Source organism: Isoptericola sp. NPDC056618, from assembly GCF_042792715.1.
GTDB classification, from domain to species: domain Bacteria; phylum Actinomycetota; class Actinomycetes; order Actinomycetales; family Cellulomonadaceae; genus Isoptericola; species Isoptericola nanjingensis.
This window is the reverse complement of sequence record NZ_JBHTVZ010000010.1, coordinates 121,012-140,781: the sequence shown is the minus strand read 5'-3', so window position 1 is coordinate 140,781 and position 19,770 is coordinate 121,012. Positions and strand designations below refer to the sequence as shown.

At 74.5% G+C, this 19,770-nt stretch carries 17 protein-coding genes; 10 read left to right on the top strand and 7 right to left on the bottom strand.

Annotated elements, in window-relative coordinates; all coding sequences use genetic code 11:
- Positions 1 to 59 precede the first annotated feature (59 nt).
- Positions 60 to 1,496, bottom strand: a complete 1,437-nt coding sequence (locus ACFQ8T_RS13705) for a sugar porter family MFS transporter (protein WP_430547073.1) — start codon at positions 1,494 to 1,496, stop codon at positions 60 to 62.
- Between the two features lie 185 nt (positions 1,497 to 1,681).
- Here ACFQ8T_RS13705 and ACFQ8T_RS13700 point away from each other — a divergent pair, with 185 nt between their 5' ends.
- The 3 genes from ACFQ8T_RS13700 (at position 1,682) to ACFQ8T_RS13690 (ending at position 4,191) form a co-directional block, all read left to right on the top strand.
- Entirely contained in the window at positions 1,682 to 2,281 is a 600-nt protein-coding gene (locus tag ACFQ8T_RS13700) for a hypothetical protein (RefSeq protein ID WP_430547078.1), read from the top strand.
- Between the two features lie 282 nt (positions 2,282 to 2,563).
- Positions 2,564 to 3,184 (top strand): DUF47 domain-containing protein, encoded by a 621-nt coding sequence (locus tag ACFQ8T_RS13695; RefSeq protein WP_430547072.1) that lies wholly within the window; start codon positions 2,564 to 2,566, stop codon positions 3,182 to 3,184.
- Between the two features lie 2 nt (positions 3,185 to 3,186).
- Positions 3,187 to 4,191 carry an anion permease gene (locus ACFQ8T_RS13690; protein WP_430547071.1) on the top strand — a complete coding sequence of 335 codons (1,005 nt, stop codon included), beginning with the start codon at positions 3,187 to 3,189 and terminating at the stop codon, positions 4,189 to 4,191.
- A gap of 16 nt (positions 4,192 to 4,207) precedes the next feature.
- Here the strand turns inward: ACFQ8T_RS13690 and ACFQ8T_RS13685 are convergent, their stop codons facing one another.
- From ACFQ8T_RS13685 to acs, 5 genes are all read right to left on the bottom strand, one after another.
- Entirely contained in the window at positions 4,208 to 5,203 is a 996-nt protein-coding gene (locus ACFQ8T_RS13685) for an NUDIX domain-containing protein (RefSeq protein ID WP_430547077.1), read from the bottom strand.
- Positions 5,204 to 5,261: 58 nt separating this feature from the next.
- Complete coding sequence (locus ACFQ8T_RS13680; RefSeq protein ID WP_430547070.1) at positions 5,262 to 7,640, bottom strand: RNA degradosome polyphosphate kinase; 2,379 nt, start codon at positions 7,638 to 7,640, stop codon at positions 5,262 to 5,264.
- Positions 7,641 to 7,689: 49 nt separating this feature from the next.
- Entirely contained in the window at positions 7,690 to 8,676 is a 987-nt protein-coding gene (gene mshD, locus ACFQ8T_RS13675; protein ID WP_430547069.1) for a mycothiol synthase, read from the bottom strand.
- 96 nt (positions 8,677 to 8,772) lie between these two features.
- Positions 8,773 to 10,176, bottom strand: a complete 1,404-nt coding sequence (locus tag ACFQ8T_RS13670) for a cellulase family glycosylhydrolase (protein ID WP_430547068.1) — start codon at positions 10,174 to 10,176, stop codon at positions 8,773 to 8,775.
- A gap of 154 nt (positions 10,177 to 10,330) precedes the next feature.
- Entirely contained in the window at positions 10,331 to 12,346 is a 2,016-nt protein-coding gene (gene acs / locus ACFQ8T_RS13665; RefSeq protein ID WP_430547067.1) for an acetate--CoA ligase, read from the bottom strand.
- A gap of 245 nt (positions 12,347 to 12,591) precedes the next feature.
- Here acs and ACFQ8T_RS13660 point away from each other — a divergent pair, with 245 nt between their 5' ends.
- Positions 12,592 to 13,182 carry a GNAT family N-acetyltransferase gene (locus ACFQ8T_RS13660; RefSeq protein WP_430547066.1) on the top strand — a complete coding sequence of 197 codons (591 nt, stop codon included), beginning with the start codon at positions 12,592 to 12,594 and terminating at the stop codon, positions 13,180 to 13,182.
- Positions 13,183 to 13,394: 212 nt separating this feature from the next.
- Here the strand turns inward: ACFQ8T_RS13660 and ACFQ8T_RS13655 are convergent, their stop codons facing one another.
- A complete protein-coding gene (locus ACFQ8T_RS13655; protein ID WP_430547065.1) occupies positions 13,395 to 14,231 on the bottom strand; it encodes an HAD family hydrolase in 837 nt (278 codons plus the stop codon).
- Positions 14,232 to 14,336: 105 nt separating this feature from the next.
- Here ACFQ8T_RS13655 and ACFQ8T_RS13650 point away from each other — a divergent pair, with 105 nt between their 5' ends.
- The 6 genes from ACFQ8T_RS13650 (at position 14,337) to ACFQ8T_RS13625 (ending at position 19,724) form a co-directional block, all read left to right on the top strand.
- Positions 14,337 to 14,978 carry a winged helix-turn-helix domain-containing protein gene (locus ACFQ8T_RS13650; protein ID WP_430547064.1) on the top strand — a complete coding sequence of 214 codons (642 nt, stop codon included), beginning with the start codon at positions 14,337 to 14,339 and terminating at the stop codon, positions 14,976 to 14,978.
- Positions 14,975 to 16,300: an MFS transporter gene (locus tag ACFQ8T_RS13645; RefSeq protein ID WP_430547063.1), complete on the top strand. Its 1,326-nt coding sequence runs from the start codon at positions 14,975 to 14,977 to the stop codon at positions 16,298 to 16,300. Before ACFQ8T_RS13650 ends, ACFQ8T_RS13645 begins: the two co-directional genes overlap by 4 nt.
- Before the next feature lie 91 nt (positions 16,301 to 16,391).
- Positions 16,392 to 17,222, top strand: a complete 831-nt coding sequence (locus ACFQ8T_RS13640) for a P-loop NTPase (protein WP_430547062.1) — start codon at positions 16,392 to 16,394, stop codon at positions 17,220 to 17,222.
- Positions 17,219 to 18,379, top strand: coding sequence for a TadA family conjugal transfer-associated ATPase (locus tag ACFQ8T_RS13635; RefSeq protein WP_430547061.1), 1,161 nt, complete (start codon positions 17,219 to 17,221; stop codon positions 18,377 to 18,379). The genes ACFQ8T_RS13640 and ACFQ8T_RS13635 overlap by 4 nt, the downstream gene beginning before the upstream one ends.
- Entirely contained in the window at positions 18,367 to 19,074 is a 708-nt protein-coding gene (locus ACFQ8T_RS13630; protein WP_430547060.1) for a type II secretion system F family protein, read from the top strand. Before ACFQ8T_RS13635 ends, ACFQ8T_RS13630 begins: the two co-directional genes overlap by 13 nt.
- Positions 19,071 to 19,724: a secretion system protein gene (locus ACFQ8T_RS13625; protein ID WP_430547059.1), complete on the top strand. Its 654-nt coding sequence runs from the start codon at positions 19,071 to 19,073 to the stop codon at positions 19,722 to 19,724. The genes ACFQ8T_RS13630 and ACFQ8T_RS13625 overlap by 4 nt, the downstream gene beginning before the upstream one ends.
- The last annotated feature ends 46 nt before the right edge of the window (positions 19,725 to 19,770 follow it).

Below are 19,770 nucleotides of genomic sequence, written 5' to 3'. Positions count from 1 at the left end.
GCGACGCCCCGTGCGGAGCGTCGCGGGCCGTCGTCGCGTCGGCACGTCTCGGGCGCGCGTCAGGCGCGCTTGTACGCCTCGCCCGCCATGTCCTCCAGCTCGACGCCCTTCGTCTCCGGGATCTTGCCGAGGACGAAGAAGAACGACAGCACCGCGAAGACGGCGTACATGAGGTAGGGGATCGCCGGGCCGAACGTGTCGAGCATCGGCGGGAACGTCAGCGTGATGGCGAAGTTCGCGATCCAGTTGGCCGCGGCGCCGACACCGAGGGCGGCGGCGCGGATCCGGTTGGGGAACATCTCGCCCAGCAGCACCCACATCAGCGGGCCCCACGTGGCGCCGAAGAAGACCACGAAGGCGTTCGCGCTGACCAGCGCGATGATGCTCCACGGATCCGGGAGGCTGATCGAGTCGCCCGAACCGGTGGCCTGCGTGAAGCACACCGCCATCAGACCCAGCGAGACCGCCATGCCGGCAGAGCCGATGAGCAGCAGCGGCCGCCGCCCCACCTTGTCGATGAGGGCGATGGCGATGAACGTCACAGCCACGTTGGTGACCGCCGTGATCGTCGAGACGAGGAACGCCTGCGACTCGTCGAAACCGACCGCCTGCCACAGCGTCGTCGAGTAGTAGAAGATCACGTTGATGCCGACGAACTGCTGGAAGATCGCCATCACGATGCCGACCCACACGATGGGCTTGAGCCCGAACCGGTCGCCCTTGAGGCTGCCCAGCTCGGCGTTCTCCTCGTCGACGGCGATCGAGCGGCGGATCTCGCCGATCCGGTCGTCGGGATGCTCGTCGGGCCCCAGGACGGAGGCGAGCACGGTCCGCGCCTCGTCCTCACGGCCCTTCGTCACCAGGTAGCGCGGCGACTCGGGCATCCGGATGGCGAGGATGCCGTAGACGGCCGCCGGGATCACGGCGACGAGGAACATCCAGCGCCACGCCTCCCACCCGAACCACAGCTCGTTCGCCGCGCTGCCGGCCGCCGTCGCGAGGATCTGGTCGGACAGCAGGGCCGCGAAGATACCGACGGTGATCGCGAGCTGCTGCAGCGACCCGAGGCGCCCGCGCATCGCGGCGGGGGCGATCTCCGCGATGTACGCGGGGGCGATCACGGACGCGATGCCGATGCCGACGCCCGCCATGAACCGCCAGATCGCCAGGTCCCAGGCGCTCCACGCGATCGCCGACAGGATCGACGACACGAAGAACAGGACCGCGCCCAGCACCATCACGTGGGTGCGGCCCCAGCGGTCGGCGAGCTTGCCGCCCGACCACGCGCCCAGCGCGCAGCCGAGCAGCGCGATCGCCACGACGAGGCCCGTCACGGTGGAGTTGAGGTCGAACTGGCCCTCGATCGCGTCGACCGCGCCGTTGATGACCGACGAGTCGAATCCGAAGAGGAAGCCGCCGACCGCCGCCGCGAAGGCGAGGGCTGTGGCCTTCCGGTGGGCGCTGTGCGCCGCAGACCCTGGTGCTGGGCTCGTCATGATCGTCCTCGCTCCGCTCTTCCGACCCTTGCGTCTCTCGATGCTAGGTCGGTGCCCGCCTCTCGGCGCGCTGAGCAGGCCGGACGCGCGTCCGTCGCGCGACCCGGCCCCGACCCCGGGCCTCCGGGGGTGAGACTGGAGGGGTGAACGACGCACCCGAGCCGCGCAGGCACCGCCGACCCGCCATGCTCGACCCGCAGACAGCGGAGCAGATCCCCGGCTCCCTCGACCCCGCGCTGCGCGACGAGGTCGCGCACACCACCGCGCGCGCCGTCGTGCACCGGGCCCGGGCCGCGGAGGACCCGGAGGTCGTGGACCGCCTGGTGCGCCTCGTCGAGCGGGAAGGGCTCGACGTCGTCGCCGCCCTGTGGTCCGACGCCGCGCCCGCCTCGCTGCCCGGCGCGCTGTGGCGGCTGTACGTGCTGCGCGAGTGGGTGCGGCGCGACCCCCGCACCGTGGGGCTGCGCTACCGCCTCGGCGTCGACGCCGCACCGGTGCACGAGGCGGTGGCCGGCGTGCCCCGCCCGCCCGCCCCCGAGGACCTGCGGACGCTCGCGGACGACGTCCTGTCCGGCGTCTACGCCGGCGACCTGGCGGTGGCGCTGGAACGGGCCGCGTCGTTCTGCCGCATCCTCGCGACCGGTGCGGCGTTCGACGCCGACGCCCGCGAGGTCGCGGACCCCGACGGGGCCACGCGGATGACCCGCGGGGCCGCCGACCTCGTGCGCACCGCCGAGGAGCTGGAGCGCGCCGCCGCGGGCTGGCGGGCGGGCACGCTCGACTGAGGCGTCCCGGGCGTGAACGGTGGCGCTGACCTGCGTGTTCGGAGCACGCCGACGCCCGGGCTTACGATGTTCGGGCGACGTCGGGCCGCGGTAGCCCCGGGCTCCATCTTCAGCCGCTACGAGCGGCCACGCGCCGAGAGGCGCTCCCGGTCCGGCGTCGCACCTCACCCGAGTTTTCCCGCAGCCGCGAGGCGGATCGTTCAGCGCGCGTTCAACTGGTCGCGCCAGGATGGCCACCTCTAGTCTGTGAGAGTCTCAGCGTCCTCGATCCGGGAGCCACACGTGCGCCTGCGCCTGACACCGCGCGACACGACCTATTTCGACATGCTGGCGACGCTCGCGCAGCACAACGTCACGGGGGCCTCGCTCCTGGCGGAGCTGCTCGGGGCGTCCCGGAAGGAGCGGGAAGGGATCGTCCGCAGGCTCAACGAGGCCGAGCACGTGGCCGACGACGCCGCCCACTCGATCATGCGACGCCTGAACCAGACGTTCGTCACCCCGTTCGACCGGGACGACATCTACGGCCTCGCGTCCGCGCTCGACGACTGCATGGACGCCATGGAGGAGGCCGGGGACCTCATCGTCCTGTACAAGGTCGACGAGCTGCCCCTGCGGGTCTCGGAGCAGGTGCAGGTGCTGCAGCGCTGCGCCGAGCTCACCGCCGAGGCCATGCCGCGCCTGCGCTCCATGGACCAGCTGTCCGACTACTGGGTCGAGATCAACCGCCTCGAGAACCAGGGCGACAAGCTGCACCGCGAGCTCATCGCGCAGCTCTTCGACGACACCACCGACCCGATCCTGCTCATCAAGCTCAAGGAGATCGTCGACATGCTCGAGGAGGGCGCCGACGCCTTCGAGCGGGTCGCGAACATGGTCGAGACCATCGCCCTCAAGGAGTCCTGACGGTGGAGGCGGCTCTCGTCGTCCTCGTCGTCGCGATCGCGCTCGGCTTCGACTACACCAACGGCTTCCACGACGCGGCCAACGCCATCGCCACCTCCGTCTCGACCCGTGCGCTGACGCCGCGGGTCGCGCTGCTGATGGCCGCCGTGATGAACTTCGTCGGCGCGCTGCTGGGCACGGAGGTCGCCGAGACCATCGCGACGTCGATCGTCGACCTGCAGGACGCCTCGAACCACACCGCGCTCGTCGTGGTGCTGTGCGCCCTCATCGGCGCCATCGCCTGGAACCTCATCACCTGGTGGTTCGGGCTGCCGTCGTCGTCCACGCACTCGCTGATCGGCGGGCTGGTCGGGGCAGGCCTGGCGGCCGGGCTCCCGATCTACGGGCAGTCGATCATCGACAAGGTCGTGCTGCCGATGGTGTTCTCGCCGCTCATCGGCTTCGTCGGCGCCTACCTGGTGATGGTCGCGGTGCTGTGGATCTTCCGCCACGCGGCCCCGTCGCGGGTGACGCGCCGGTTCCGGCTCGCGCAGACCGCCTCGGCGGCGGCGATGGCCCTCGGCCACGGGCTGCAGGACGCGCAGAAGACCATGGGCGTCATCTACATGGCGCTCGTGACCGTGGGGTGGGCGGCCGCCGACGGCAGCATCCCGCTGTGGGTCAAGCTGGCCGCCGCGAGCGCGATCTCGCTCGGCACCTACTCCGGCGGCTGGCGCATCATGCGCACGCTGGGCCGCCGCATCATCGAGCTCGACCCGGCCCGCGGCTTCGTCGCCGAGTCCGTGTCGGCCCTGGTGCTCTACGCCAACGCGTTCATCCTGCATGCGCCCGTCTCCACGACGCACACGATCACGTCGGCGATCATGGGCGTCGGTGCGACGCGCAGGCTGTCCGCCGTCCGCTGGGGCGTGGCCAAGAACATCGGCGTGGCCTGGGTGCTCACCATCCCCGCCGCCGCTCTCGTCGCCGCGATCACGACCTGGATCCTGCACCCCTGGCTCACCTGACCACCGGGCGCGGCGGTCAGTAGACCGGCGGCGTGACCTTCTCGACGGCGACGACGCGCGGGCCCCTGCCGGTGGTCGCGACGTGGGCGACGAGCAGGTCGCCCGGCTCGAGGAACGGGTCGCGCGAGGGCAGGACGTTCGCGACGGCGCGGCGGGAGTGCCGGCCCAGCACGTCCAGCACGGTCGGCAGCACGGGGCGGTGCGTGCACAGCACCGAGGACCGCCCCGACTCGAGCAGGTCGAGCACCGTCGCGGCGACGCGGGACGGCGACCGCTCGTGCTCGGCCTCGCCCAGCTGGTCGCTGAGCTCCGGGCGGGCGCGCGCCGCCTGCACGTACGGCTCGATCGTCGCCGCGCAGCGCTCCCAGCGGCTGGAGACCACGGACGTCACTCCGTAGGCCGCGAGGACCGGGACGAGCGCCGCGCCCTGGGCGTGCCCCACCGGCGTCAGCGGCCGGTCGTGCTCGGCGCCGTGCCATGCCGCCCGGGTGACGGCCTTGCCGTGCCGGACGATGACGACGGCGTGCGTGGCGAGCCGGCCCTGGCCGTGCGCCTCCACGAGCGCCTCGAGCGGTCCGCGGTCGGCGCGGCGCGTCAGGCGCGCGGCGGCGGCGTCGACGTCGAGCCACGCCTTCTTGTCGACCTCGTCCGTCGACGGCGGTTGCACGGGGAACCGTGCGGCCAGCGCCGCGGCGTCGCCGGACCGCGAGGCGCGGCGGGCCGCCCAGTAGTGCACCCGCTTCACGCGGCCCTCGGGGGTCAGGTACTGCAGCCCCGGCAGGGGGACGCCCAGCACCACGGGCTTGCCCGTCTCCTCCGCCACCTCGCGCGCGGCGGCCGTGTTCAGCGACTCGCCCGGCTCGAGCTTGCCCTTCGGCCAGGACCAGTCGTCGTAGCGCGGCCGGTGCACGAGCTGCACCTGAAGCCGTCCGTCCCGCTCGCGCCACACGAGCCCGCCCGCCGACTCGATCACCGGGGCGTGCTCCACCGACGTCGCCCCCAGCCTGTCCACGAGCGGCGACGCCGTGGTGCCCGCCGCCCGGCGCACCCGAGCCGCCCTCACCGCGCCCTCATCGAGCCCGCTCGGGCCGACGGCGGTGGCGGGCGACGAGCTGCGCCTGCAGGTCCGCGAGGGGGGCGCCGTCCGGACCGACGGCCTGTCGCACCCAGGTGTCGTCCGGCTGGAGGTGCCACGTGGAGGTCTCGTCCGACATGGACGCGTCCATGAGCTCCAGGAGCTCCGCGACCTGGCCCTCGTCGGCGATCCGGACCAGCGCCTCGACGCGACGGTCGAGGTTGCGGTGCATGAGGTCGGCCGAGCCGATGTAGACCTCCGGGCCGGACTCCGGCCCCTCGCCGATGGCCGGTCCGGCCGCGTTGGCGAACGCGTAGATCCGGGAGTGCTCCAGGAACCGGCCGAGGATGGAGCGCACCCGCACGTTCTCGCTCAGCCCCGGCACGCCCGGCCGCAGCGCGCAGATGCCGCGGACCACGAGGTCGACCTTCACCCCGGCCTGCGAGGCTCGGTACAGGGCGTCGATCGTGGCCTCGTCGACGGCGCTGTTCACCTTGATACGCACCCACGCGTCGTGCCCGGCGCGGGCGGCGTCGGCCTCCCGTTCGATGCGCTCGATGAGGCCGGCCCGCACGGCGCGGGGCGCGACCAGGAGCCGGTGGAAGCGCGACTGCGGGGCGTACCCGGAGAGCTGGTTGAACAGGCGCGTGAGGTCCTGGCCGACGTCGCGGTCGCACGTGAGCAGGCCGTGGTCGGTGTACATGCGGGCCGTCTTCGGGTGGTAGTTGCCGGTGCCGACGTGGCAGTACCGGCGCAGCCCGTCCGCCTCCTGGCGCACCACGAGGGACAGCTTGGCGTGCGTCTTGAGGCCGACGATCCCGTACACGACGTGCACGCCCGCCTCCTCGAGCTTGCGTGCCCAGGAGATGTTGGCCTGCTCGTCGAACCGCGCCTTGATCTCGACGAGCGCGAGCACCTGCTTGCCCGCCTCGGCGGCGTCGATCAGGGCGTCCACGATCGGGGAGTCGCCCGACGTGCGGTACAGCGTCTGCTTGATCGCGAGGACCGCCGGGTCGGCGGCCGCCTGCTCGAGGAACGTCTGCACCGACGTGGAGAACGAGTCGTAGGGGTGGTGGAGCAGGATGTCCCGCTCGCGGATCGCGGCGAAGACGTCGCGCGCCGTGGCGGACTCCACCTCGGCGAGCTGGCGGTGCGTCGTCGGGACGAAGGGCGGGTAGTGCAGCGACGCGCGCTCGATGTCGGCGATGACGTTGAGGCCGGTGAGGTCGAGCGGCGCGGGCAGCTCGTACACCTCCTCCTCGGCCACGTCGAGCTCGCGCACCAGCAGCTCGCGGATGCGCGGCGAGATGCCGTGCGCCAGCTCGAGCCGCACGGGCGGGCCGAACCGGCGGCGCAGCAGCTCCTTCTCCATCGCCTGCAGGAGGTTCTCGGCGTCGTCCTCCTCGACCTCCACGTCCTCGTTGCGCGTGACGCGGAACGTGTGGCTCTCGCGCACCTCCATGCCCGGGAAGAGGTGGTCGAGGTGCTGGGCGATGACCTCCTCCAACGGCACGAACGACGTCTGCGTGCCGCCGCCCTGCGTGGGCGTGGGGGCCGACGGGCGGCCGCGGTCGTCGACGGCGATGAACCGCGGCAGCAGCGGCGGCACCTTGACGCGGGCGAAGTGCTCCTTGCCCGTCAGCGGGTTCGCGACGACGACCGCCAGGTTGAGCGACAGCCCCGAGATGTACGGGAACGGGTGCGCCGGGTCCACCGCGAGCGGCGTGAGCACGGGGAAGATCTGCTTGCGGAAGAACTTGTGCAGGCGCTCCTGCTCGCGGACCTCGAGCTGGTCCCAGTGCACGATCGTGATGCCCTCGGCGTCGAGCGCCGGCTGCACGTCGGAGCGGAACACCTCCGCGTGCCGCGTCATGAGGCGGTGCGCGCCCTCGCCGATCGTCTCCAGCACCTGCCGCGGGCTCATGCCGGACGCCGCGGTGACGGCGATGCCCGTGGCGATGCGGCGCTTCAGGCCCGCCACCCGCACCATGAAGAACTCGTCCAGGTTGGACGCGAAGATCGCGAGGAACCGGGTGCGCTCCAGCAGCGGCAGCGACGGGTCCTCGGCCAGCTCCAGCACCCGTTCGTTGAACGCGAGCCAGCTCAGCTCCCGCTCCGCGAACCGGTCGTCGGGCAGGGGCTCGAGCTCGACCGCGGCGGCGACGCCGTCGCCGGGCGCCGGCTCCTCGGCGATGTGCTCGGCGATGTGGGCCGCGAGCTGCGGGTCCAGGGGGCGGGACGTCGCGACGGCCGTGGAGCGCGGGCGGCTGTCCGTCACCTCGGCGGCCGCGACGGCGGAGTCCGGCGCGGCGGAGGCGCCGCGTCCGTCGCGGGACCGGGACGTTCGGGGGCGCGACGCTGTCATGCCCCCCATCGTGGCACCGATAGGTGAACGGCGGGTGACGAAGTCCGCCGTGCCGTCGCTACGCGTCCGCGGGCCGCGCGTACTGGACGTCCACGGCGGCGCGCTCGAAGCCGGCGCTCGCGTACGTGGCCAGCGCGGGCGCGTTGTCCCCGTCCACGTAGAGCACCGCGCGGTCGCAGCCCACGCGCGCCAGGTGGCGCAGCCCGACGGCGGTGAGCGCGCGGCCCAGCCCGCGGCCCTGCGCGTCGGGGGAGACGCCGACCGCATAGATCTCTCCGGAGCGGCTCTCTCCGTCCCGGGAACCGTGCGGCTGGTCGTTCTCGACCTTGGTCCACAGGAAGCCGAGCGGCTCGCTCCCCGGGCCGGCGGCGTCGTCGCCGGGCACGACGAGGAAGAAGCCCTCGGCGTCGAACCAGGGTTCGCGCTGCCGGTCGTGCAGGTCGTCGACCGTGAGGCGGCCCTGCTCCGGGTGGTCCGCGAACGCGCGCGCGTTGAGCCGCACCCACGCCTCGTCGTCGGCGCCGGGGCGGAACGTCCGCAGGGAGAGGCCGGGCAGGTCCGGCACGTCGCGCGCCGCGTCGTCGGGCCCGAGGGGGCGGGCGAGCACGAGCAGCTCGCGCGCGGCCTCGTAGCCGTGCGCCGCGGCGAACGCCCGCGCCGCGGGCAGGTCGCCGTGCGCCCACACCCGCAGCGGCTTGCCGCGCTGGCCCGGGGCGCCCGAGAACATCGGCAGCCGCGCGTCGCGCTCGGCGGTGCGCAGCAGGACGCCACCGACGCCCCGGCGCCGGTGGTCGGGGTGCACCACGAGCTCGGCGCTCGCGTCGTCGCCGCCCCGGTCCACCTGGAGGTAGCCGACGACGGCGCCCTCGCCGTCGCGCGCGACGACGTGCGTCAGCCAGTCGGCGTCCGCGCCCAGGCGCAGCAGCGGCTGCTCCGACAGGGGGGCGACGCCGTCGTGGGCGGACGCCGCCGCGGCGAGGGCGCGCACGGCGTCCTGCGCGGCCTCGTCGAGGGGGTCGAAGGACAGGGCGGGTGAGGTGGGCACGACCCTATTCTCACCGAGGACCGGCAGCGCCGAACATGCAGCTGCGCACGTTCTGCACCGTCAGGACGCGCGCGACTGCATGTTCGGCGGTCGGGGTCAGCTCGCCGTGCAGGTCGCGGTCGGGGCGGCTGACGGCGCGCTCCCCGTCCCGATGAACCCGGCGGTCGCCGTGGCTCCCGCGGCGAGGGTGCGGTTCCAGGCGGCGGGGGTCACGTGGACGCCGTCGGCGTCCGAGGTCGCCTCGCCGCCCCAGACCTGGGCGACCGTGACGCCCGCGGGCAGAGCGAACGCGACGTCCCAGCCGTCGACGGCGGCGTCGCCGGCCGTCACGGTCACCTCGCCCTGCCAGCCGCCGGACCACGACGCCACGACTCGCACCGTCGCGGTGCACGCGCCGTCCGTGGGCGGGTCGGTGGGCGGGTCGGTCGGCTCGGTGCCGCCGCCGAACCACGACGCCTCGACGGCGGTCTCGCGCAGGCCGTCGGCGCCGTCGATGATCCGCGTGCCCCACGCGCTGGGGTTCGCGGCGTCGAAGCCGAGGACCAGGTCGAGATAGGGGTCGGTGTTGCCGCTCCACGACCAGGCGAGCCAGCCCAGGTCGAGGCGCTCCGCCTCCGACAGCACCCAGTCCTCGTCGACGTCGGCGGAGGTCTGCTGCCAGCCGAACTCGCCGACGACGATGGGCAGCCCCGCGTCGACGAAGAACTCGAGGTAGTCCGTCACCGTCTGGTGCTGGTTGTACACGCTGTACATGTGGATGGAGAAGACCGTGTTGGCGTCGGGGTCGGACGCGAACACGTCGGCGGCCGCGGGCCGCATGTAGTTCTTCCAGTCCTGCCCCCAGTTCGGCGCGTCGACGACGATCGCGTGCTCGTAGCCGATGTCGCGCAGCCGCACGATGGCGTCGGAGGTCGCGCTGCCCCAGGTCTCGTTGGTGGCGTCGTCGTTGCCCATCGGCTCGTTGCCGATGTTCACCATGACGAAGTCCTCGGTGCCGGCGAGCGTCGGGTAGAGGTCCTCCCAGTAGTCGACGGCCTGGTCGAGGGTGGCGGCGGCGGGCGCGGACGTGTCGCCGTACCCGGTGGTGTCGTGCACCTCGAGGATGCAGACCAGCTGGTTCTCCTCGCAGAGGTCGACGACGCCTCTGACGTCCTCGGGGGTGTTGCGGGTCCACTGGTCGCCGCTGGACAGCACGACGCGCACGCTGTTCGCGCCCGCGGCCTTGATGTCCGCGAACGAGTCCGTCTGCTGGGTGTACCAGGTGTGCGCGTGGTTGACGCCGCGGAGCACGAGGTCGGTGCCGTCGGCCTCGACGACCCGGCCGTCGGCGACGTGGATGCCGGGCGGGGTGTCGGCGTGCGCGCCGGGCGCCGTGGCGACGAAGGCGGCCGCGGCGCCGGCGGCGAGGGTCGCCGCGGCGACCGCCGCGGGGACGACGTGCCGCGCCGCCGGGCGCGCCGTCGCGCCGGGGGGAGCGGGCGGGTGGGGAGAGTGCGACATGGCGGACGTCCTCGTCTCTCGTGCGACTCGGCACGCGCTGCGCGTGCGGTCCCACAGTGGTCGAGGCGACCCCACCGTTCCGCAGGCTGAAACGGTTAAGCCGAGCCTGCCGGGGCCGTGAGGACCCGGACAGGCTCGGCCCGTCGTACCGCTGTCAGTCCTCGTCGGCCGCCGACGGCTTGGCGAGACCCGCGGAGATGAGGTCCATCACCGAGGAGTCGGCGAGCGTGGTCGCGTCGCCCACGGTGCGGTTCTCGGCGACGTCGCGCAGCAGGCGGCGCATGATCTTGCCGGACCTGGTCTTGGGCAGCTCCGGCACGACGAGGATGCGGCGCGGCTTGGCGATCGGGCCGATCTCCTTGGCGACGTGGTTGCGCAGCTCCTGCTGGACCTCCTCGGCGCCCTCCGGCGTCGAGGCGCGGTCCGCGTGCTCGCCGCGCAGGATGACGAACGCGACGACCGCCTGGCCGGTGGTCTCGTCGTTGGCGCCGACGACGGCGGCCTCGGCCACGACGTCGTGCGAGACGAGGGCGGACTCGATCTCCGTGGTCGACAGGCGGTGGCCGGAGACGTTCATGACGTCGTCCACCCGGCCGAGCAGCCAGATGTCGCCGTCCTCGTCCTTCTTCGCGCCGTCGCCGGCGAAGTAGAGGCCCTCGAACCGCGACCAGTACGTGTCCTTGAAGCGCTGCAGGTCGCCCCAGATGCCGCGCAGCATGGACGGCCAGGGCTCGGAGAGCACGAGGTACCCGCCACCGCCGTCGGGCACGGAACGGGCTTCGTCGTCGACGACGTCGGCCACGATGCCGGGCAGCGCGACCTGCGCCGAGCCGGGCTTGGTGGCGGTGACGCCGGGCAGCGGGCTGATCATGATGGCGCCCGTCTCGGTCTGCCACCAGGTGTCGACGATGGGGGCGGTGTCGCCGCCGATGACGCGGCGGTACCACATCCACGCCTCGGGGTTGATGGGCTCGCCCACCGAGCCGAGCACGCGCAGGCTCGTCAGGTCGAAGCCGGCGGGGATGTCCTCGCCCCACTTCATGCAGGTGCGGATCGCGGTCGGCGCGGTGTAGAGGATCGAGACCTTGTACTTCTCGACGAGCTCCCACCAGCGGCCACGGTGCGGGGTGTCCGGAGTGCCCTCGTACAGCACCTGGGTGGCGCCGTTGGTCAGCGGCCCGTAGACGACGTACGTGTGCCCGGTGACCCAGCCGATGTCGGCGGTGCACCAGTAGACGTCGCTCTCGGCCACGAGGTCGAAGACGTTCTTGTGGGTGTACGCCGCCTGCGTGAGGTAGCCGCCCGTGGTGTGCAGGATGCCCTTCGGCTTCCCCGTCGTGCCCGACGTGTACAGGATGAACAGGGGGTGCTCGGCGTCGACCGGGACGGGCTCGTGGAAGGTGTCCGCGTGCTCCAGGGCGTCGTGCCACCAGACGTCGCGGCCCTCGGTCCAGTCGACGTCCTGCTCGGTGCGCCTGACGACCAGCACGTGCTCGACCGTCGTCGCCGGCTCCCCGTCCTTGGGGCCGATCGCCTCGTCGACGGCGGGCTTGAGGGCGGACGGCGCGCCGCGGCGGTAGCCGCCGTCGGCCGTGATGACCAGCTTGGCCTCGGCGTCGGCGATGCGGCTGCGCAGCGCGTCGGCGGAGAAGCCGCCGAACACCACCGAGTGCGGGGCGCCGATGCGGGCGCACGCCAGCATCGCGACGACCGACTCGACGAGCATCGGCAGGTAGATGACGACGCGGTCGCCCTTCGTCACGCCCAGCGACGTGAGCGCGTTCGCCGCGCGGGACACCTCGCGCTGCAGGTCCGCGTAGGTGACGGTGCGGGTGTCGCCCGGCTCGCCCTCGAAGTGGATGGCGACCCGGTCGCCGAGCCCGGCCTCGACGTGCCGGTCCACCGCGTTGTAGGCGGCGTTGAGCTGCCCGTCGGCGAACCACTTCGCCACGGGCGCCTCGGACCAGTCGAGGGTCTGGGTGAACGGCGTGGACCAGCTGACCAGCTCCCGAGCCTGGTCGGCCCAGAACCCGAGCCGGTCGGCCTTGGCCTCCTCGTACAGGGACGGCCGGGCGTTCGCCTGCGCCGCGAAGGCGGGGCTGGGCGGGAACGCTCGCGTCTCGTGCAGCAGGTTCTCGAGGCTGGGGGCGGTGGTCTCGTTCTCTGGCACGCTTACCTCCGGTGCGCATCGTCGCTGGTGCGTTCCCCGTCGGGACGACGGCGTGTCGCGACCCCGGGGACGGCGGCGCCCCGCGGGGCCCCGCCGTCGGGAGTCTAGACCTCGTGCGTGACCGGGGTCACGCCGTCCCACGGTTCGGCCGCACTCCTTGCAAAATGTCCTCCCGGGCCCTCGTTCGCCGAGCCGTCGTCGGAATTCGGCTGCGCGTCCACCGGCCCGGCTGGTAGACGTCGACCATGACGACCCCCTACGTGTCCTGGCCGCGCGAGGTGGGCGACCTCCGCCTGCGCGTCCCGACGAGCCGCGACGTCGACCGGGTGCTGGTGTGGCGCAACGAACCGGAGGTGACGCGCTGGCTGCTGCGCACCACGCAGGACGCCGACGACCTGCGCGCCTCGTGGCGCCGCACGCTCGACGACCCCTACGACCAGAGGATCCTGGCCGAGCTGGACGGCGTCGTCGTCGCGACGGCGTCGCTGGGAGTGGACGACGGTATGGGGCAGCCGCGGAGCGACGCCTGGCGGAAGGCCGAGGGCTCGATCGGCTACCTCGTGGACCCGGCCTACGCGGGGCGGGGGATCGCGACCGCCGTCGCGGGCGCGCTGCTGGACGTGGCGTTCACCGACCTCGGGCTGCACCGCGTGACCGCCGGCTGCTTCGCGGCGAACGAGGCGTCGTGGCGGGTCCTGGAGAAGCTCGGCATGCGGCGCGAGCAGCACGGCGTCCGCGACTCGTGGCACGACGAGCTGGGCTGGGTGGACGGGTACACCTACGCCGTCCTCGCCGACGAGTGGGCGGGCGTGCCGGAGCGGCAGCCCGCGGACTGAGACACCTGACCCGGCACGAGGACGGCGCCCGGGTTGCAGGACACCGAGCGCCGTTCTCGCCAGCCCGGACGCGGGTAGCAGGCGCTTGGTCCGATCACTGGGTGGGGTCGTTCCCACCGAGTGGGTCCTCAACCGGGGACTTCCTTAGCGTGGGTCCCGGCGCCCGGCTGTCTCCCCCCATGGAACGCCCGCCCGGGCGGGCGTGCAAGCGCTCAGGCGTGCCGACGCCGCCACCAGCGGCGGAGCAGCCAGGCGGCCACGCCGGCGACGACGACGCCGCCCGCGGCGAGCGCCACGGCGGGCGGGCGGATCGCGGAGCGGAGGGCCACGGGGCGGGAGAACGTGAGCACGCCCCAGCCGTTCTCGGCGGCGACGCGGCGCAGCGTCTTGTCGGGGTTGACGGCGAAGCCGTGCCCGACGGCGCCCAGCATCGGGGCGTCCGTCACGGAGTCGGAGTAGGCGTAGCTGCGCTCGAGGTCGTAGCCGCGCCGGGCGGCGAGCTCGCGCACGGCCTCGGCCTTCTGCTCCCCGTACGCGTAGAACTCGATCTCGCCGGTGTACCGGCCGTCCTCGACCGCCATGCGGGTGGCGACGACGTGGTCGGCGCCGAGCACGGTCGCGATCGGCTCGACGAGCTCGGTGCCGGAGGCGGAGACGATGACGACGTCGTGCCCGAGCTCGTGGTGCTCGGCGATGAGCTCCACGGCCTCGGCGTAGACGTACGGGTCGATGAGCTCGTGCACCGTCTCGGCGACGATCTGCTGCACCTTGCTCACCTCCCAGCCGGTGGCGAGCTCGGACAGGTGCTTGCGCATCCGCTCGGTCTGGTCGGCGTCGGCGTTGCCCGCGTAGAAGAGGAGGTGCGCGTACGCGCTGCGCAGCACGTCGCCGCGCGTGATGAGGCCCCCGGCGTAGAACGGCTTGGAGAACGCGGCCGAGGAGCTCGTCGCGATGATCGTCTTGTCGAGGTCGAAGAACGCGGCGACGCGCGACCGCGACGTCGTCGTCACGGGTGGTGACGTCTCGCGTGGTCCAGGTCGGTCGGTCACGGGCCAGAGCCTAGCCGTGCGGACCGCCGCGGCGTCCGGGATCTCATGCACAACTCTTGTGCAGAAGTCTTGTGCACAAGAGTTGTGCATGGTTATTGTGCACGCATGGAGCCGACGCCGGAGCGCCCGTACACCCACCTCGAGCTGACCGCCGAGGCCGCGAAGGTCCTCGCCCACCCGCTGCGCTCCCGGCTGCTCGGCGCGCTCCGTCGCGGTGGCCCGGCCTCGGCCACGGCGCTCGCGGCCGAGCTGGCCACCAACACCGGCGCCACGAGCTACCACCTCCGCAAGCTGGCGTCCGTCGGCCTCGTGACCGACACCGAGGAGGGGCGCGGCAAGGAGCGGCTCTGGGCGGCGGCCACGCAGAGCCACGGCTGGCGCGACTCCGACTTCGGCGGCGACGAGGACGCCCAGACCGCCCTCGGCTGGCTGGTGCGCGACTACCACCGGCAGTTCGACACGAACTACGCCCACTGGCTCGACGTCCAGGAGAACTGGCCGAAGGAGTGGACCGACGTCGCCGGCATGACCGACACCTGGGTGGACGTCACGCCCGAGCAGGCGGCCGCGATGGCGGACGAGCTCGAGGCCGTCGTCAACAGGTACCTGCGCGTCGGCACCGGCGACCCGCGCGCGCGGCGCCTGCACCTGTGGCGGTTCCTCTTCCCGCTCGACGCCGACGACGTGCCCGGTACCGGGACCGCCGCCGTCGACGAAGGGCCCGAGAGCAAGGACGACGAGTCATGAGCCCGCAGCGCGTCTTCCTCCTGCTCTCGGCCACCCGGTGGTTCCCGGTCGGCCTGGTCGTCACGGTCACCACGCTGCTGCCGATCGAGCGCGGCCTCACCGTGGCCCAGACCCTCTCCCTCGCCTCGGTGATGGGCCTCGTCGTGTTCGCGCTCGAGCTCCCGACCGGCGGCACCGCCGACGCCGTCGGGCGACGTCCCATGCTCCTCGCCTCGGCCGTGGTGCAGGTGCTGGCGGCCGCCACGTTCCTGCTGGCGCAGTCCTTCTTGGCCTTCCTCGTCGCGTCGGCGCTCATGGGCATGTTCCGGGCGCTGGACTCCGGCCCGCTCGAGGCGTGGTTCGTCGACGCCGTGCACGCGAAGCACCCGGGCGCGGACGTCGACCGCACGCTCGCGCACCAGGGCACCGTGCTCGGGGTGTCGATCGCCCTCGGCGCGCTCGTGTCGGGCGGGCTGATCTGGTGGCACCCGTTCGCCGCGTGGTCGGCGCTCGCGCTCCCGTACGCCACGTACTGCGTCCTCGCCGTGGTGCACCTGGTGATGGTCACGCTGCTCGTCCGAGAGGCTCCGCGTCGTCCGGCCGACACCGGGACGGTCGTCGTGCCGGTCGGACGACGCCGGTGGCGTGCGGCGGTCCGGTCGGCCGTCGGATCGGCACGGCAGATGCCCGCCGTCGTCGCCTCCGGCCTGCGTCTCGCCCGGGACAGCCGCGTGCTGCGCGGCCTGCTGCTGGTGGAGCTCTTCACGGCCGCGGCGATGGTGGTCTTCGAGTCCCTGCAACCCGTCCGGATGGCGGAGCTGCTCGGTGGCGAGGCGCAGGCGGCGGCCGTCATGGGTCCCGTCGCCTCGGTCGGCTGGGGGACCTTCGCTCTCGGCGCGGCGCTGTGCGGACTCACCAGCCGACGGTTCGGCGTGGCCCGCACGGCGATGGCGGCGCGTGTTCTCAACGGGCTCGGCGCGGTGTGGATGGGGCTGGCCGGCGGGCCCGGGATGCTCGTGGTCGCCTACCTCGTCACGTACGGGCTGCACGGCAGCTCGGGGCCGAGCTACAACGCGCTGCTGCACCGCGAGGCACGGCGGGACAACCGGTCCACGGTGCTGTCCCTGGCGTCGATGGTGGGCTTCGCGTCGTACGCCGTCGCGTCGCCCGCTCTCGGCTGGGTGGCGCAGACGGCGTCGACGTCGCTCGCGATGATGCTCGGCGGGGCGTTCAGCGTCCTCGGCGTGCTGTGCTTCCTGCCGGCGCTGCGCGCGGAGCGGGAGCGGGGGCGGCGACCTGTCGACGAGGTGGACGACGTTCCGCAGGACGCCGCCGCGGCCTGACGCCGCACGGAGGCCGCCCCCAGACGAGCGTCGTCCACAGATCCTCGCTCGCCGGCCCGACGGGTGAGCGCTGCGGACCAGCCTGGGGCACATGGACGACGCACCCACCCGCACGCTGCCCCGGCCGACGGACACCCGGACGACGGACACCCGGCCGACGACCGCCTGGCCGCCGCCCGGCCCCGCGCCCTGGGCACCGGGGCCGGGGCGCCGCACGGTCGCCGTCGTCGGCGCGTGCGGCGGCGCCGGGGTGAGCACCTTGGCGGCGGCCCTCGCCCAAGGGCTCCGGCGCGCGGGGGAGGGCGCGGTCCTCGTGGACCTCGACCTGCCGGGACCCGGCGTCGATGTGCTGCTCGGCATCGAGGACGAGCCCGGGGCCCGCTGGCCCGAGCTCGCCGCCGCGCGCGGGGACGTGGACGGCGTCGGCCTGGTGGCGGCGCTACCCCGCTGGCGTGCGGTGCCCGTGCTCTCGGGTGCCCGCCTGAGCCCCGCGCGCCCCGACGACGCGGTGGTCGTGGACGTCTGCACCGGGCTGCTGCGCGGCGGCGAGACCGTGGTGCTCGACCTGCCTCGACCCGCGGCCTGGACGGCGGCCGCGCGGATGCTCGTGGCCTCCGCGGACGTGGTGCTGCTCGTGGCCCCCTGCACCGCTCCCGGCGTGGCCGGGGCGCTGGTGGCCTGGGGCGAGCTCGTCGAGCTCGGCGTGCGGGACCCGTGGCTCGTCGCGCGGCGGCCCGCGCCCGGCCGCGTCGACGCGGCCGCCCTGGGTGGCGCCGTCGGGCTCCCGGTGGCCGCGACCGTGCGTGCGGACGCCCGCCTCGCCGCCGCCGTCGACCGTGGCGACGGGCCGCCCGTCGGCCGGCGTACCCCGCTCGGTCGTGCCGCGGCCTCGCTGGTGGCGGCGCTGGCGGGCGCGTCGTGACCGCCCGTGCGCTCGTCGACCGCGACCTGCTCGACGACGTGCGGGCCCGGGTCGGCAGGTCCGGGACGGCGCTCGACGACGCCGCGGTCCGCGACGCCCTGCGGGCCACCGGGCGGGTGTTCGGGTCGGCGGCGCTGAGCGACCTCGCGCGCGCGGCGCGGGCCGAGCTGACCGGCGCCGGCCCACTGCAGGAGCTGCTGGACGCGCCCGACGTCACCGACGTGCTCGTCAACGGCCCGCGCGACGTCTGGGTGGACCGCGGCGACGGGCTCCGGCGGGTGGACCTCGACCTCGGCACGCCCGACGCCGTGCGGGCGCTCGCCGTGCGGATGGCGGCCGTCGCCGGGCAGCGGCTCGACGACGCGGCCCCGACGGTGGACGCGCGCATGCCCGACGGGACCCGGCTCCATGCCGTCGTGGAACCCGTCGCGCCGGCCGGCGCGGTGATCGCCCTGCGGGTGCTGCGGCAGGCGGCGCACTCCCTGGAGTCCCTGGTCGCTGGGGGCGGGCTGCCGCCGCAGTGGGAGGGCGTGCTGCGCGCGCTCGTCGCATGCCGGGCCAACCTGCTCGTCACGGGCGGCACCGGCACCGGGAAGACCACGCTGCTCGCCGCGTTGCTGTCCCTGGTGCCGCCCGCCGAGCGGGTGCTCGTGGTCGAGGAGGCCCGCGAGCTCGCGCCCCGGCACCGGCACGTCGTGTCCCTCGCCGCACGCCGGCCCAACGTCGAGGGCGTCGGCGAGGTGACGCTCACGGAGCTCGTCCGCGGCGCCCTGCGGATGCGGCCGGACCGGATCGTCGTCGGCGAGTGCCGGGGCGCCGAGGTCCGCGAGCTCCTCCTCGCCATGAACACCGGGCACGACGGCGGCATGGCCACCGTGCACGCCAACGCTGTCGAGCACGTGCCTGCTCGCCTGGAGGCGCTCGCGGCGCTGGCCGGGATGCCGCGGGACGCCGTCGCCGCGCAGGCGTCCGCCGCGCTCGACGTGGTGCTCCACCTGCGGCGGGGCGACGGTCGTCGGCACCTGGCCGAGATCGGCCTCGTCGGGCGGGACGACGACGGCCGGCTGACGGTCCGCCGTGCCGCCGTGTGGGCGCCGGGCACGGACCCGCGGCCCGACGGCGCGTGGGAGGAGCTCGTGCGGCGGTGGGCGTCGTGACGGGGCTCGGGGTGGGGGCCGGCGCGGGGATCGCGGCGGGGCCCTCGGCCGTCGGGCTCTGGGTGGCGCTCGCCGCGTGGCTGGTGCTGGCCCGCGGCGGGCGCCGCGCGGATGTCCTCGCTCGCCGCACGGTCGCGCGCCGCACCTCGTGGAGGGCGCAGCTGCGCCGGGGGCGGGACGCGTCGACGGGGGCGGACGCGGTGCGGGTCGCCGTCGCGCAGGTGGTGGCGCTGCTGCGGGCCGGGGCGCCGCCGGCAGCGGCCTGGTCGCGCGCGCTCGCGGTGCCCGTCGACGCCACCGGGGTGCCCGACCCGGCGGCGCTGGCACCGATGGTCGGCGGGGCCGGCCACGCTCGGTCGGTCGTGGCCGCCGCGGTGCTGTCCCGGGACGTCGGGGCGCCGCTCGCGTCCGTGCTCGACGCCGTGTCCGGGGCGCTCGTGGCCGAGGCGGAGGCCCGCGGGGAGCGGGAGGCGTCGTTGGCCGGGCCGCGGGCCACCGCGCGCGTGCTGATGGGGCTACCCCTGCTGGGCGCGGCGCTCGGCTGGGTGCTCGGCGCCGACCCGCTGGCGACGGCGCTCGACGGCGGCGTCGGCTCCGTCGCGGTGTGCCTGGGGCTCCTGCTGCTCGCCGCCGGGTGGGCGTGGACCGGCCGCCTGGTCGCTGCCGCGCGGGCGGCGGGGGAGGAAGCGGCATGAGCGCGCTCGCCGCCGATGCCGGCGCGGTCACCGTGGCGGGGGCGGCGTGGGCGGTCGTGGTGGCCGTGCTGCTCGGCGCAGGGCCGTGGTGGCTGGCGCGCGGCGCCGCCGACCGGCGGGTGGCACGCCTGACCCTGGACGGTCGTGCGCCCACGCGCGCCGACGAGCCCGCGGCGGATCCCGTGGACGTGCCCGTCGTGCTGGAGCTCCTCGGGGCGGCGCTCCGCGCGGGAGCCGGCGTCCCGCGAGCCCTCGAGGCGACGGGCGCGGCGCTCGCCGGCGCTCCGTCGTCGGGCACCTCCGAGGTGTCCGGCTCGCGGTCGGCCGACGGCGCGGCCCTGCGAGCGGCGGCGGACGCGCTTCGGCTCGGCGCGGACTGGGGCGGCGCGTGGCGCGGCGCCCCGGACCGGCTCGGCCCGGCACACCGGGCCCTGCGCGGGGCCTGGACCGACGGGGCGTCCCCGACCGGCGCGCTACGAGCGGCGGGGGAGGAGCTGCTGCGTGCCCGCCGCGCGGCCGCGCGCACCGCCGCAGCCCGTCTGGCCGTGCGGCTCGTGCTGCCGCTCGGCGCCTGCTACCTGCCCGCGTTCGTGCTGATCGGCCTCGTGCCCGTGCTGCTCGCGCTGGGCGTCGACCTGCTGTCCGGGTGATCGTGCCCGGCCCACGACGACCCGGGCGCCGCCCGGGTCCGCCGCG